Origin of the sequence: Polymorphobacter sp. PAMC 29334 (assembly GCF_019431245.1) — a bacterium.
In the GTDB taxonomy this organism is placed as follows: Bacteria; Pseudomonadota; Alphaproteobacteria; order Sphingomonadales; family Sphingomonadaceae; genus Polymorphobacter_B; species Polymorphobacter_B megasporae.
This window is the reverse complement of the sequence record NZ_CP080243.1, coordinates 2,291,208-2,304,442: the sequence shown is the minus strand read 5'-3', so window position 1 is coordinate 2,304,442 and position 13,235 is coordinate 2,291,208. Positions and strand designations below refer to the sequence as shown.

At 68.5% G+C, this 13,235-nt stretch carries 13 protein-coding genes; 9 read left to right on the top strand and 4 right to left on the bottom strand.

The annotated features are described in order from the left end of the window. Both KZX46_RS14655 and trpD read left to right on the top strand, forming a co-directional pair. Window positions 1-615 (top strand): aminodeoxychorismate/anthranilate synthase component II, encoded by a 615-nt coding sequence (locus tag KZX46_RS14655; RefSeq protein ID WP_219774609.1) that lies wholly within the window; start codon window positions 1-3, stop codon window positions 613-615. After that, window positions 612-1,589 carry an anthranilate phosphoribosyltransferase gene (gene trpD / locus KZX46_RS14650; protein ID WP_219774608.1) on the top strand — a complete coding sequence of 326 codons (978 nt, stop codon included), beginning with the start codon at window positions 612-614 and terminating at the stop codon, window positions 1,587-1,589. The genes KZX46_RS14655 and trpD overlap by 4 nt, the downstream gene beginning before the upstream one ends. Before the next feature lie 9 nt (window positions 1,590-1,598). Here the strand turns inward: trpD and KZX46_RS14645 are convergent, their stop codons facing one another. Next, entirely contained in the window at window positions 1,599-2,429 is an 831-nt protein-coding gene (locus KZX46_RS14645; protein ID WP_219774607.1) for an alpha/beta fold hydrolase, read from the bottom strand. Between the two features lie 191 nt (window positions 2,430-2,620). On the opposite strand from KZX46_RS14645, the gene trpC reads away from it, so the two are divergent. The 5 genes from trpC (at window position 2,621) to KZX46_RS14620 (ending at window position 6,584) form a co-directional block, all read left to right on the top strand. Then, complete coding sequence (gene trpC / locus KZX46_RS14640; protein WP_219777026.1) at window positions 2,621-3,409, top strand: indole-3-glycerol phosphate synthase TrpC; 789 nt, start codon at window positions 2,621-2,623, stop codon at window positions 3,407-3,409. Further along, the gene (gene moaC, locus KZX46_RS14635; RefSeq protein WP_219774606.1) at window positions 3,406-3,900 is read left to right on the top strand and encodes a cyclic pyranopterin monophosphate synthase MoaC; all 495 of its coding nucleotides are present in this window, start codon (window positions 3,406-3,408) and stop codon (window positions 3,898-3,900) included. Before trpC ends, moaC begins: the two co-directional genes overlap by 4 nt. Continuing rightward, window positions 3,897-5,099 (top strand): gephyrin-like molybdotransferase Glp, encoded by a 1,203-nt coding sequence (gene glp, locus KZX46_RS14630; protein WP_226895973.1) that lies wholly within the window; start codon window positions 3,897-3,899, stop codon window positions 5,097-5,099. Before moaC ends, glp begins: the two co-directional genes overlap by 4 nt. A 35-nt stretch (window positions 5,100-5,134) precedes the next feature. Then, window positions 5,135-5,818, top strand: coding sequence for a transcriptional repressor LexA (gene lexA, locus KZX46_RS14625; protein ID WP_219774605.1), 684 nt, complete (start codon window positions 5,135-5,137; stop codon window positions 5,816-5,818). Between the two features lie 472 nt (window positions 5,819-6,290). Further along, on the top strand, window positions 6,291-6,584 hold the full coding sequence (locus KZX46_RS14620; protein ID WP_219774604.1) for a DUF1330 domain-containing protein: 294 nt from the start codon (window positions 6,291-6,293) through the stop codon (window positions 6,582-6,584). Between the two features lie 82 nt (window positions 6,585-6,666). Here the strand turns inward: KZX46_RS14620 and KZX46_RS14615 are convergent, their stop codons facing one another. Then, window positions 6,667-8,847 carry a ComEC/Rec2 family competence protein gene (locus tag KZX46_RS14615; RefSeq protein ID WP_219774603.1) on the bottom strand — a complete coding sequence of 727 codons (2,181 nt, stop codon included), beginning with the start codon at window positions 8,845-8,847 and terminating at the stop codon, window positions 6,667-6,669. A 40-nt stretch (window positions 8,848-8,887) separates the two neighbouring features. Beyond that, window positions 8,888-9,205 (bottom strand): hypothetical protein, encoded by a 318-nt coding sequence (locus KZX46_RS14610; protein WP_219774602.1) that lies wholly within the window; start codon window positions 9,203-9,205, stop codon window positions 8,888-8,890. 43 nt (window positions 9,206-9,248) lie between these two features. Between KZX46_RS14610 and gltX the strand changes: the two genes are divergently transcribed. Continuing rightward, window positions 9,249-10,685, top strand: a complete 1,437-nt coding sequence (gltX, locus tag KZX46_RS14605; RefSeq protein WP_219774601.1) for a glutamate--tRNA ligase — start codon at window positions 9,249-9,251, stop codon at window positions 10,683-10,685. 31 nt (window positions 10,686-10,716) lie between these two features. Continuing rightward, window positions 10,717-12,000 carry a citrate synthase gene (locus tag KZX46_RS14600; RefSeq protein ID WP_219774600.1) on the top strand — a complete coding sequence of 428 codons (1,284 nt, stop codon included), beginning with the start codon at window positions 10,717-10,719 and terminating at the stop codon, window positions 11,998-12,000. Between the two features lie 18 nt (window positions 12,001-12,018). On the opposite strand, the gene KZX46_RS14595 is transcribed toward KZX46_RS14600, so the two are convergent. Continuing rightward, on the bottom strand, window positions 12,019-13,131 hold the full coding sequence (locus KZX46_RS14595; protein ID WP_219774599.1) for a hypothetical protein: 1,113 nt from the start codon (window positions 13,129-13,131) through the stop codon (window positions 12,019-12,021). Window positions 13,132-13,235: the final 104 nt, after the last annotated feature.

Genomic DNA, 13,235 nt, shown 5'->3' with positions numbered 1-13,235 from the left:
ATGATCCTCGTCATCGATAACTACGACAGCTTCACTTACAACCTCGTCCACTACCTCCTCGAGCTTGGGGCGGCAGTCGAGGTGGTGCGCAACGACGCGGTCAGCGCCGCGCAGGCACTCGCGCTCCGTCCGCAGGCGATCGTGCTGTCGCCGGGGCCGTGTGCCCCCGCCCAGGCCGGGGTTTGCCTCGACCTGATCGCGGCAGCGGCGGATGCCGGGACGCCGTTGCTTGGGGTTTGCCTCGGGCATCAGGCGATCGGCGAGGCGTTCGGCGGGCGGGTTATCCGCGCGGCGCAATTGATGCACGGCAAGACGTCGGAGGTGGTCCACGACGGCAGAGGCGTTTTCGCGGGCCTGCCCTCGCCGTTCGTTGCGACGCGCTACCACTCGCTGATCGTCGAGGCGGCGACGCTGCCCGAGGTGCTGATCGCCAACGCGCACGTCGTTGCCGATGGAGTGGCCGCCGCGACGATCATGGGCCTGCGCCATCGGACGCTGCCGATCCACGGCGTCCAGTTCCACCCCGAGAGCATCGCCAGCGAGCACGGCCACGCGCTCCTCGCCAATTTCCTTGCGCTCGCGGGCGTGCCGACGATCACCCGCGCCGCGGCGTGATCCGGCTTCCCGACGCGCGGGCACCGCTGGCGGCGGACGAGGCGGCGAGCGCATTCGCCCTGCTGTTCGACGGCGGCCCCGACTTCGACGACGCGCGGCGCTTCCTCACCGACATGGCGGCGCGCGACGAGACGAGCATTGAGATCGCCGCCGCGGCGCAAGCGATGCGCGACCGCATGATCACGGTCAAAGCTCCCCCTGGCGCGATCGACGTCTGCGGCACCGGCGGCGACGGCAGCCACTCGCTCAACGTCTCGACCGCGGTCGCGATCGTCGTCGCCGCAGCGGGGGTGCCGGTCGCCAAGCACGGCAACCGCGCCGCCTCGTCGCAGGCCGGTGCCGCCGACACGCTCGAGGCGCTGGGCCTCGACCTCGACCGCGCATCCGCCGCCGCCGAGCAGACACTCGACCGGCTTGGCATCGCCTTCCTGTTCGCGCAGGCGCACCACCCCGCACTTGCCAAGCTCGCGCCGGTCCGCCGCGCGATCGGACGACGCACGGTGCTCAACCTGACCGGCCCCGCCGCCAACCCGGCGCGCGTCGCTCGCCAACTGATCGGCGTCGCCCGCCCGGGCTTCCTCGGCGTTTTTGCGGGCGCGATCGAGATCCTCGGCACCGATGCGACCTTGCTCGTCGCCGGCGACGAACCGCTCGATGAACTGTCCGTCGACGGCCCGAGCACAGTGCTGTGGGTCGGCGGGACAAGTGAACGCGTCACCCCCGAGACAGCCGGCCTGCCCCACCACCCACTATCGGCACTGCGCGGAGGCAGCGCCGCCTATAATGCCGCCGCCCTGACCCGGCTGCTCGCCGGCGAAGCGGGGGCCTACCGCGACGCCGTGCTGTTCAACGCCAGCGCCGCGCTTCGGGTGGCGGGCGTGGCGGATGACTGGCGCACCGGGGTCGAGCAGGCAACAGCCGCGATCGACAGCGGAGCAGCAGCGCGGCTGCTTGCGGCGTGGATCGCGGCCTGAGCGGCGCTTCTACCCGCGGATGAACGCAAGCAGGTCGGCGTTGATGATGTCGGCGTGCGTCGTGTGCATTCCGTGCGGCATGCCGTCGTAGCTCTTGAACGTCCCATGCTTGAGCAATGCCGCCGCCTTCGGCCCGGCGTCGGCGTAGGGCACGATCTGGTCGTCGGTGCTGTGCATGACGAGGACGGGCACGTCGATCGACTTTAGATCCTCGGTGAAGTCGGTTTCGGAGAACGCCTTGACGCCGTCGTAATGCGCCTTGATGCTCCCCATCATCCCCTGCCGCCACCAATTGTCGATGACGCTCTGGCTGGGGGTCGCGCCGGGACGGTTGTAGCCGAAGAACGGCCCGGCCGGGATGTCGACGTACGATTGCGCGCGGTTGCTGGCGGTGCCGTTGCGGAAGCCGTCGAACACCTCCATCGGCGTGCCCTCGGGATTCGCTTCGGTCTTGAGCATCAGCGGCGGCACCGCGCTGATGATCGCCGCTTTCGACACGCGGCCAGGCGCGGCGCGCGCGACGTAGCGGACGACCTCGCCGCCGCCGGTCGAGTGGCCGATGTGGACCGCGTCATGCAAGTCGAGCGCATCGGCAACCGCGGCGGAGTCGGCGGCATAATGGTCCATGTCGTGGCCGTCGTTAACCTGCGCCGAGCGGCCGTGGCCGCGGCGATCGTGCGCGACGACGCGGAAGCCGTGGGTGAGGAAGAACATCATCTGGTTGTCCCAATCGTCCGAACTCAGCGGCCAGCCGTGGTGAAAGGCGATTACGGGCGCGTCTTTCGGACCCCAGTCCTTGTAAAAGATGTCGGTGCCGTCGGTGGTGGTGATCGTCGTCATCATCGTCTCCCTCGGTCGTGTGCGGGCGCCCCCCGCAGGCGAATCACTCGGACTAACGTACCACATGGTACCATCGTTCGGTGAAGGTTCTGCGGCAGTCTCGGGCAAGGCACCCATCGACGTCGCCGCTCGGATGAGGCGAAGCGTCCGCCATGCTTCCGTGGCGCGCCGGTCCGTTCTACACACGCGTCATGTCCGATATCCTTGCCCGCATCTGCGCCATGACGCGCACCGAAGTCGCCCGCCGCAAGGCGCTGGCGTCGTTCGCCGATCTCGACCGCGCCGCCGCCGCGCAGACCGCGCCACGCGGCTTCCGCGCCGCGCTCGACCGAACCGCCGCGACCGGCTTCGCGCTGATCGCCGAGGTCAAGAAGGCATCGCCGTCGAAGGGCGTCATCCGCGCCGACTTCGACCCTGCCGCGCACGCCCGCGCCTACGAAGCAGGGGGGGCCGCGTGCCTTTCGGTGCTGACCGACGCGCCATACTTCCAGGGGCATGACGACTATCTCGTCGCCGCCCGCGCCGCGTGCACCCTCCCCGTCCTGCGCAAGGACTTCATGCTCGACACGTGGCAGGTCGCCGAAGCGCGGAGCATCGGCGCCGACGCGATCCTGATCATCGTTGCCGCGCTCGACGACGCCGCGATGGCCGAGATCGAGGACGCGGCGATCGAGCGCGGGATGGACGTGCTGGTCGAGGTCCACGACGCTGCCGAGCTCGACCGCGCGCTGCGCCTGCGGAGCCGCCTGATCGGGGTCAACAACCGCGACCTGCGCGACTTCTCGGTAGACTTCGCACGGACCTACGAGCTTGTGGGGCGCATCCCGCCGGGGGCCACCGTCGTCGCCGAGAGCGGGCTGACCGGCCCCGCTGACCTCGCCGCAATGGCCGCACACGGCGTCCGCGCCTTCCTCGTCGGCGAGAGCCTGATGCGCTGCCCCGACATCGAGGCGGCGACCCGCACCCTGCTCGCGGCATGAGCCTCACCCACCTCAACCCCGCCGGCGAAGCACGGATGGTCGACGTCTCGGCGAAGGCCGTCACCGGGCGCATCGCCGTCGCCGAGGGCACGATCCGGGTCGCCCCCACAGCCCTCGCCGCGATCCGCGACGCAAGCCTCGCCAAGGGCGACGTCATCGCCGTCGCGCGCGTTGCCGGGATCATGGCGGCAAAGCGCACCGCCGAGTTGATTCCGCTTTGCCACCCCTTGCCGATCAGCGGGATGGAGGTCGACCTTGTCATCGAGGATGAGGGCATCCGCGCCACCGCGACGGTCCGCACGACACACAACACGGGGGTCGAGATGGAAGCGCTGACCGCGGTTTCGGTCGCGCTGCTGACGGTCTACGACATGGCGAAGAGCATGGACCGCGGCATGACGATCGGCGGCATCCGCCTGCTCGCCAAGCGCGGCGGCAAGTCGGGCGACTGGAGCGCCCGCCTCGACGGCGACACGGATATCGCCGAGTGAAGCCGTTGCTTGGCGTCGACGAGGCGCAGGCGCGGCTGCTCAATGGGGTCGTTCCCCTCCCCGCCGAAACCGTTCCCTTCGCCGCCGCGCTGGGCCGCATTCTCGCCGCCGACGTCGTCGCCAAGCTCACCCAGCCGCCGTTCGCCGCGTCGGCGATGGACGGCTACGCGATTCGCTGGGCCGACCGCGCCGGGCCGTGGCGGCTGACCGGCGAGAGCGCGGCGGGGCGCAGCTTTGCGGGCCATGTCGGTCCCGGTGAGACCGTCCGCATCCTCACCGGCGCGCCGCTGCCCGCCGGGGCCGACACCGTCGTTGTCCAGGAGGACGTGGCGCGCGATGGTGACATCGTCACCCTGACCGGCGACGGGCCGCCGCGCGAGGGCGCGCACATCCGTCGCGCAGGATTAGATTTCCCCGCCGGACAGTCGGTTGCGGCAGCGGGATCACGTGTCACCCCGGCGCGGATCGGCGTCGCTGCCGCCGCCGGATACGCCACCCTCCCCGTCCACCGCCGCCCGCGCGTCGCGATCCTCGCCACCGGCGATGAGCTCGTAACGCCCGGGGTCGCGCCGGGGCCGAGCCAGATCGTCAGCTCGAACGGCGTCATGCTCACCGCGCTACTCGGCAAATACGCCGATGTCATCGACGGCGGCATCGTCGCCGACACACGCGAGGCGCTGACCGCCGCGATCGCGGCGCAGGCCGACGCCGACGTCCTCGTTACGATCGGCGGCGCGTCGGTCGGCGACCACGACCTAGTCCAGCCGGTCCTCCGCGAGATGGGCGCGACGATCGACTTTTGGCGGATAGCGCTCCGGCCCGGCAAGCCGATGCTCGCCGGGATGCTTGGCGCGACCCGCGTCGTCGGGCTGCCGGGTAACCCGGTGTCGGCGTTCGTCTGCGCGACCCTATTTGTCGTGCCGTTGCTCCGCGCGCTCGGCGGCGACCTCGACCCCCTGCCGTGCAGCATCCCCGCCCGGCTCGGCGTCGACCTCGAAGCCAACGGGCCGCGCCGCGACTATCTCCGCGCCCGTCTGATCGATGGCGTCGTCGCACCCGCGTCGGCGCAGGACAGCGCGATGCTCCGCGTCCTCGCTGATAGCAATGTCCTGATCGTCCGCGAACTATATGCCGAAGCAACCAAATCGGGTGCGATGGTGGACTGCATCATGCTTGACACCATATCTAGTGTTGCCTAAACGTTCTGCATCGGTTCCTGGGATGGAGAACGACGGTGCTCACGCGCAAGCAACACGACCTGCTGACATTTATCAACGGGCGCTTGAACGAGAGTGGTGTGTCGCCGTCGTTCGAGGAGATGAAGGAGGCGCTTGCGCTCAAGTCGAAGTCGGGGGTTCACCGCCTGATCAATGCGCTCGAGGAACGCGCCTTCATCCGCCGCTTGCCGAACCGCGCGCGCGCCCTTGAAGTGCTGCGCATGCCCGATGCGGTCCAGCGCGCTGTAAGTGCGCCCAAGGGCGAGGTCGTCCACGCAGACTTCCGCAAGCGGGCGGCACCGGCGGTCCCGGCGAACGACATCGTCACGCTCGCGCTTCACGGCCGGATCGCTGCCGGGCAACCGATCGAAGCGTTCGAGGACGACCGGTTGCTTTCGGTTCCGGCAGCGCTACTCGGGCCGGGCGATCACTATGCGCTCGAAGTATCGGGGGACTCGATGGTCGACGCGGGTATCCTCGACGGCGATTACGCACTTGTCCGCCGCTGCGACACCGCCCGCGATGGCGACATTGTCGTTGCGCTGGTCGACGGCAATGACGCGACGCTCAAGATCCTGAAGCATGCCAAGGGCATGGTCGAGCTCGAACCGGCGAACACGATGTATTCGACCCAGCGCTATCTGCCGTCGCGGGTGCGCGTACAGGGCAAGCTTGCGGGACTGTTGCGCCGATACGCCTGATGAAGATCGACTACGCCTGACGAAGATCGACCTCGCGATCCGGCATTTGGCAGGCTGACATTATCGGTGTAGACGTTCCCGTGGGTTTGTCTCTAGCAGTTCGATAGATCGCTGCGGAATGATCTACGTCGAGAAGAATTGATCCGTCTCCGTCGGCGAGAGCCTACGATGTGATCGCAGCGTGGCGTTCAGGCTTACTGCATAGCCCGCCGTGATGGTGGCTAGCCGCGGCGATGCTGGACCGAAGCGATGACGCCGTTGAGACTTCGTGCCACAATGTAAAAAGTCTAAATATTGGCGATCGGTTGGGCGAAGGTAGACTGGCCAGCGCTGACCTCGCCATCGCTAAATGCGACGGTCGAAATGTCCGCCTAAATTTCATTCCTCAAACATCGCATATCAGCAATGCGGCGATATCCACTTTGGATAGTTAGAATCGTCGACAGATGCGAGTTGCAACGAGGGGTGCGCAATGGCCGAGTTTGTTCTCGTGACGATCAAGGTCCACGACATGGCATGGGTAGAGAATTACGCAGCAAACGTGCCGGCGATTATCCGCAAGCATGGTGGCGCATACTTCGCGGTGTCGGAAAGCATTCGTCGGTTCGAAGGTGACGGGCCGGATCTCGACTCGATCGTTTTGCTGACATTTCCCTCACGAGCCGCGACCGAGGACTTTATTTCGGACCCGGATTATGCGCCTTACAAGGCCGCACGGCTTGCGGCGACCTCGGGCGATATGTTCGCGTTCACATCACATGGTTGACCACGAACACGAGCTATAGCGGGACGCGACGCGTGCATCGTTCGCGAAGCCGGCAGTCGAGCGATGCGGTCGCTTGCCTTACTCAATAGGTAGGCTCGTCCGGGTTCGGCGCGGCCTCTGCGGGTCGGCCTGCGCGCAAAGCCCGCCCGGCACCGCTCGCGCCCCCAGCGCGAGGTCGCCAGACACGCGGCTGAGGCATCCACGGATGGTCGCCGGTCAGTTCGCCGACGGTCTCGACCCGCCGCCCCGCGAGCCAGATCGCAACCGCGCCGCTCGTTTCGAGCGCGGTCCGGTCGAGTTTGAGCCAGTGCGGGTTGCACCATGCGGGGAGCCGCCGGTCGCTGACGACGATGTCGGCGGAGGCGCACGCCGGGCCGAATTTCGGCTGGCCGATCCGGTCCTTCGACAGCGTCGCCAGCAGCCGGATCGCGCTCCGCCCGGTGCCGACCCGCGCGACGCAGGCGTCGACCGTGCAGTCGGCATTCGGCAGGTCGGCAATCGCGGCGTCGGCGGTCGACGCGGTGACCCCGCCCCAGACATCGCGGAGATAGTCGCCGGTGCGGTCGCGGAGCAACGCCAACCGCGGCCCCTCGTCGTCATAGGCATCGAGCAGCACCGCGACGTGGTGGCCGTCGGCGCTGACGAGCAGGTCGGGCGGGTGCGAGGTCAGCGCCATCACGGCACCGATCACCACCGGCACCGCGCCGAGCCAGCGCGCGCGACCCTGCCAGATGAACAGCCACAGCCCGCCGCCGACGAGCAGCGCGTACGCGGTGATCGGCATCAACCCAACCCGGACGACCGACCCCGGCCACCCGGCGACCCACACCGCGAGCGCGATCAGCGCGTCCATCGACTTGCCGAGCGCCCACCACGCCGGGGCGGCGATCCCGAGCGGGTCGAGCAGCAACGCCAGCACGAGCAATGGCATGACGATGAAGCTCGTCCACGGGATCGCCAGCAGGTTGGCGAAAACGCCGTACGCCCCGGTCTGGTTGAAGTGGAACAGCGCGGTCGCCGACAGCAGCGCCTCGGCGATGACCCCGGTGACGAGCAGCCCGGCGAGGTGCTGGAGCGTCCGCGACACCCATCCCGCATTCTGCCGCGGCGCCGACAGCCAGCGCCCGAGCCGCGAGTTGAACAGCGCGACGAGCCCGGTGACCGCGGCGAATTTCAGCTGAAAACTTGGCCCGAGCAGCGCCTCGGGGCGGACCGCCATGATGACGAAGCCGCCGCCCGCAAGCAGCCGCAGCGACAGCGCCTCGCGCCCCATGATGACCCCGAGCAGGACGATCACCGTGCCGATGCACGACCGCACCGTCGGCACCTGCGCGCCCGCGAGGATCGTGTAGCCGATCCCCGCGACCGCCGCCGCTCCCGCCGAAATCGCCTTGAGTGGCCAGCGCAGCGCGATCCACGGGCTCAGCGCGAGCAAAGCGCGGGTGATCCACATCGTCCCACCGACGACGATCGCGATATGCACCCCCGAGATCGACAGCAAATGCGCCATTCCCGAATAGCGCATCGCGAGGTTGGTCGCGGTCGAGATGCCGCCCTGGTCGCCGGTGACGAACGCCGCCGAGATCGCCCCGGCGTCGCCGCCGACCACCGTCTCGATCCGCACCGTCAGCCGCGCGCGGAGATCATCGAGCCAAGCTTCGACCCCGGCGGGCGGCGGTGCTTTGCGGGTGATGACGGTCGGACCGAGCGGGTAACCGGTCGCACCGAGCTGGTCGAACCACTCGCGACGGGCGAAGTCGTAACCGCCGGGGAAGCTCGGCCCGGCGGGCGGCAGCAGCATCGCGCGCACCGTCACGTTCGCCCCCGGCACCAGCCCGGCGGGGACATTGGCCTTGAGGCTGATGCGGACGTGCGGCGGCAGGCCGGGGTCGTCGGGATCGAGCTGGAAGCGCACCTGTCCGCGCCCGCTGCGGATCTCGACCGCCTCGACGGTGCCGTTGATCTCGCCCTCGAAGCGGTCGCGGAGGACGGGGAGCGCGACGTCGGCGCTGCGCCACGCCGCGATGCCGATGCCGAGCGCGACGAGCACCCCGCCCCACACGAGCATCCGCCCGGCGCTGCCACGGACGATCGTCCCGGCCCCGGCGACGCCGAGCGCGGCGACCACCGCCGCCAACCGCTGGCTCTCCCACGGCAGCATGAAATACAGCGTGATGCCGAGCCCGAACGCCACCGGCGACCACAGCGGCACTTGCGCGCGCTCGCTGTCGAGCCAGTCGTCGAGCGCGGTCCTCCAGCCCACAAACAGCGGCCAGCGTGCCGTAATGGTGCCTGCCGCTGGGTTAGCCGTCGGCGTGATCCGGCTCGGTCAGCGCCACCCGGTGAAGACGCTGCGTCAACCGCCACGCGATGATCGCGTCGACGGCGACAGCTCCAAGCGAAAGGGCCATCCCCGCCTCGAGCGCCAATCGCTGCAGTCCCCGCGGCAGCCAATGCACCGAGGCCAGCGCGGCGAAGGCCGAAACCCAGATCGCGACCCCAACCGCGAAGATGACCAGCCCCGCCAGACCCAGGCCGCGCGTCGCGGCAGACGGGCGCTGGCGTTTCGGCAGGGTCGGACGCCAGCGACTGTTCGCCGGCTGATAGCTTGTGCTAGACACGCGCCGTCTCCCCCATCCACCCCTCTTCGTTGGATAGTATCACATGGGCGCAGCGCCTGTCGTCACCCGCTTCGCCCCCTCCCCGACCGGCTTCCTCCACATCGGCGGGGCGCGGACGGCGTTGTTCAACCTGTTGTTCGCGCGGCACCACGGCGGCAAATTCCTGCTGCGGATCGAGGACACCGACCGGGCGCGGTCGACACAGGCGGCGGTCGACGCGATCCTCAACGGGATGCGCTGGCTCGGCCTCGACTGGGACGGCGAGCCGGTGATGCAGTTCGAACGCGCCGCCCGCCATGCCGAGGTGGCGAAGGCGCTGCTTGTGGCCGGCCACGCCTATAAGTGCTTCGCCACCGCCGCCGAACTCGAGACGATGCGTGCCGAACAAAGGGCGGCGAAGCTGCCGTTGCGCTACGACGGGCGCTGGCGCGACCGCACCGACCATCCCGAGGGCACGCCGTTCGTCATCCGCTTCCGCGCGCCGAAGGACGGCAGCGTCACGATCGCCGACGAGGTGCAAGGTAACGTAACCGTCGCCAACGCCGAACTGGACGACATGGTCCTGCTCCGCTCCGACGATACCCCGACCTACATGCTCGCGGTCGTCGTCGACGATCACGACATGGGGGTGACCCACGTCATCCGCGGCGACGACCATCTCAATAACGCGTTCCGCCAGCTCGCGCTGATCCGCGCGCTCGATGCGGTCGAGGGCGGCTGGCCCGACCCGGTCTACGCCCACATCCCGCTGATCCACGGCAGCGACGGGGCCAAGCTGTCGAAGCGTCACGGCGCGCTCGGCGTCGACGCCTATCGCGACGAGCTCGGCATGCTCCCCGAGGCGGTCGACAATTATCTGCTCAAGCTCGGCTGGGGCCATGGCGACGACGAATTCATCGGGCGCGAGCAGGCAATCGAGTGGTTCGACCTCGGCGGGATCGGGCGCGGGCCGGCGCGGTTCGACCTCAAGAAGCTCGAGAGCGTCAACGGCCACTATATCCGGCTGGCCGACGACGCGCGGCTCGTCGAGCTGATCGCACCGCGTATTGCAAAGCTGCTCGACCGCGCACCGACCGACGCCGAACGGGCGTTGCTGCACCGCGGAATGGCCGAGCTCAAGCTGCGTGCGAAGGACCTCGACGAGCTCGCATCATCCTCGTTGTTCTACCTTCGGACGCGCCCGCTCCCCATGGACGCAGGCGCACAAAAACTGTTAGACGATCCCGCCGCATCCGCGGTGCTGACGGCGGTCCGAACCGCGCTCGACGGCGTTGAATGGACCACTGCCGCGATCGAGGCGGCAGTGCGGCAGGTCGCCGAGGCGCACGGCCTCAAGCTCGGCAAGGTCGCGCAACCGTTACGCGCGGCGGTGACGGGGTCGGCAACCTCGCCGGGCCTGTTCGAGGTATTGGAGCTGCTCGGGCGCGACGAAAGCCTCGGGCGGATCGACGACGTGGTGACGAAAGGGCCGCGGCAGTGATGCCGCCACTTCTTGAACAAGGACGAGCGATATGACCGGCAACGCCCATCTCAGCATCGACGACGCATCCTTCGACTATCCGGTCATGGCCGGGTCGGTCGGCCCCGAGGTCGTCGACATCCGCAAGCTTTACGCCAACACCGGGCGCTTCACCTACGATCCCGGCTTCACCAGCACTGCCGCGTGCGAGTCGAAGATCACGTACATCGACGGCGACGCCGGCATCCTGCTCCACCGCGGCTACCCGATCGACCAGCTCGCCGAGCAGTCGAGCTTCATGGAGCTGTCGTACCTCCTGCTCAACGGCGAGCTGCCGTCGAAGGCGCAGCACGATGAATTCACCCACACGATCACCCGCCACACGATGGTCCACGAGCAGTTGTCGACCTTCTTCCGCGGCTTCCGTCGCGACGCGCATCCGATGGCGATCATGTGCGGCGTCGTCGGCGCGCTGTCGGCGTTCTACCACGACTCGACCGACATCCACGATCCGAAGCAGCGCGTCATCGCCAGCCACCGGCTGATCGCCAAGCTGCCGACGCTCGGCGCGATGGCGTATAAGTACGCGGTCGGGCAGCCGTTCCTCTATCCCGACAACTCGTTGAGCTACACCGGCAACTTCCTGCGGATGACCTTTGGCGTGCCCGCCGAGCCGTACGTCGTCGATCCGGTGATCGAGAGCGCGATGGACAAGTTGTTCATGCTGATGGCCGACCACGAGCAGAACGCGTCGACCTCGACCGTCCGCCTTGCCGGTTCGTCGGGAGCCAACCCGTTCGCGTGCATCGCCGCCGGTATCGCCTGCCTGTGGGGCCCGGCGCACGGCGGCGCGAACGAGGCGGCGCTCAACATGCTCCGTGAGATCGGCACCGTCGACCGCATCCCCGAGTTCATCGCCCGCGCGAAGGACAAGGACGACCCGTTCCGCCTGATGGGCTTCGGTCACCGCGTCTACAAAAGCTACGACCCGCGCGCCAAGGTCATGGCGGTGACGGCGAAGGAGGTGCTCGACAAGCTCCAGCTCAAGGACCCGATCTTCGACGTCGCGCTCGAGCTCGAGCGGATCGCGCTGAGCGATCCGTACTTTATCGACAAGAAGCTGTACCCCAACGTCGATTTCTATTCGGGCATCGTCATGGCGGCGATCGGCTTCCCGACGTCGATGTTCACCGTGCTCTTCGCGATCGCGCGGACCGTCGGCTGGGTCGCGCAGTGGAACGAGATGATCGAGGACCACGACCAGAAGATCGGCCGCCCGCGCCAGCTCTACACCGGCGCGACCCACCGCGAGTACGTCCCGCTCAGCGCGCGGTAACGACAGCCTTCGGCGGACTTATCGGGCGGCACCGAGCCGCTTGAAGGTCCGCCACTGGGCGGCAAAAAAGCTCGCCGTGGCGTAGGCGGCGAGGACGACGAAGCCCGCGAACCACGCGCCGAACGGCGCGAACGCCAGCCACGACCACAGCAGCGTACCGCGCCGCGCCGCAATGAGCCCGAAGCGCGCCTCGAACGTTCCGGCCAAATCGAGCGTGGAGCCGGTTAAGCGGCGGAAGAAGCCGCGCTGGATGCGTTCGGCGAGCATGAAGCCGATCAACAGCGCCGCGACGGGCCACGCCGTCGTCGTTCCGATTGCAGCGAAGTGCGCCGCCGCTGCGATGAACCAGCCGTACGGCGCAAACTCGATTGCGTCGCCGCCGACCCGAACGCGCTCGACGCGGACCCCGGCGAGTTTTGCTGCGGTGCCGGCGATCGGGCCGCAGAGCAGAGCAAAGAGCAGACCGATCCACATCCAGCCGAGCGCAAAAGCGGTCGCGGAACCCGTTGCGAACCCAATCGCGATAAGCGCCACGGCATCGGCAGGCACGCGAAGCGGCAACAAGAGCCGGACTGCGGCATCCTCGGCGGGCGTCTCGAGCCACCGCCCCGGCGCGTCGCGGCATCCCGGCTGAGTAGCGGCGATCAGCGCCACGGTCGTCTTCTCGGCACCATCGGCATCGTCGGGCTGCGCCCAGACGAGCGGCACATCGCGGTCCAACGTCGCCTCGAACAGAGAGAGCCTCGTCATGTCGACGCGCATCGCCCCCGCCATCAACCCTGCACGGAGCAGCGTCGGCGCAAGATCCCAGTCGCCGAGCGACGCAGCCGTATCGCGGACCAGCGACGCTGGATAAAGCGCGATACCCGCCGTCATATCCTGAGCGTCGATGCGCTCGCTGCCGCGTCCGCTCGCCGCCGGCCACGTCGCGATCGCGGGGGCGGTGGCCAAGGCGAGCGCGGCGACGATCCGGTCGTCGAGGACGACACCGGTATCAATCACCACCACATCGCCGTTGAGCGTCGCCCAGTCGAGCGGTCCCTCGTCGACTACCAATACCCGCGCGATCCCGGCGCGGCGCACCTGCCGCGTTTGGCGTTCGAGAACGGTCAGCCCGCCAACAAGCGGCACTAATGTCCCCGGCGGGGGTAGCGGAGCTGAGAAAAGGACGGCGGTCGACATTGGCCGGGGTCATACGGGCCGCAACCCCGGTCTGCCAAGCGGGCGGACTGTCC

Bases quoted from the DNA above. Each gene is read 5' to 3' on its own strand.
- trpC (WP_219777026.1), top strand. From the start codon at position 2,621: ATGTCCGATATCCTTGCCCGCATCTGCGCCATGACGCGCACCGAAGTC.
- KZX46_RS14645 (WP_219774607.1), bottom strand. From the start codon at position 2,429: ATGACGACGATCACCACCACCGACGGCACCGACATCTTTTACAAGGAC.
- KZX46_RS14600 (WP_219774600.1), top strand. From the start codon at position 10,717: ATGACCGGCAACGCCCATCTCAGCATCGACGACGCATCCTTCGACTAT.
- moaC (WP_219774606.1), top strand. From the start codon at position 3,406: ATGAGCCTCACCCACCTCAACCCCGCCGGCGAAGCACGGATGGTCGAC.
- gltX (WP_219774601.1), top strand. From the start codon at position 9,249: ATGGGCGCAGCGCCTGTCGTCACCCGCTTCGCCCCCTCCCCGACCGGC.
- KZX46_RS14655 (WP_219774609.1), top strand. From the start codon at position 1: ATGATCCTCGTCATCGATAACTACGACAGCTTCACTTACAACCTCGTC.
- KZX46_RS14620 (WP_219774604.1), top strand. From the start codon at position 6,291: ATGGCCGAGTTTGTTCTCGTGACGATCAAGGTCCACGACATGGCATGG.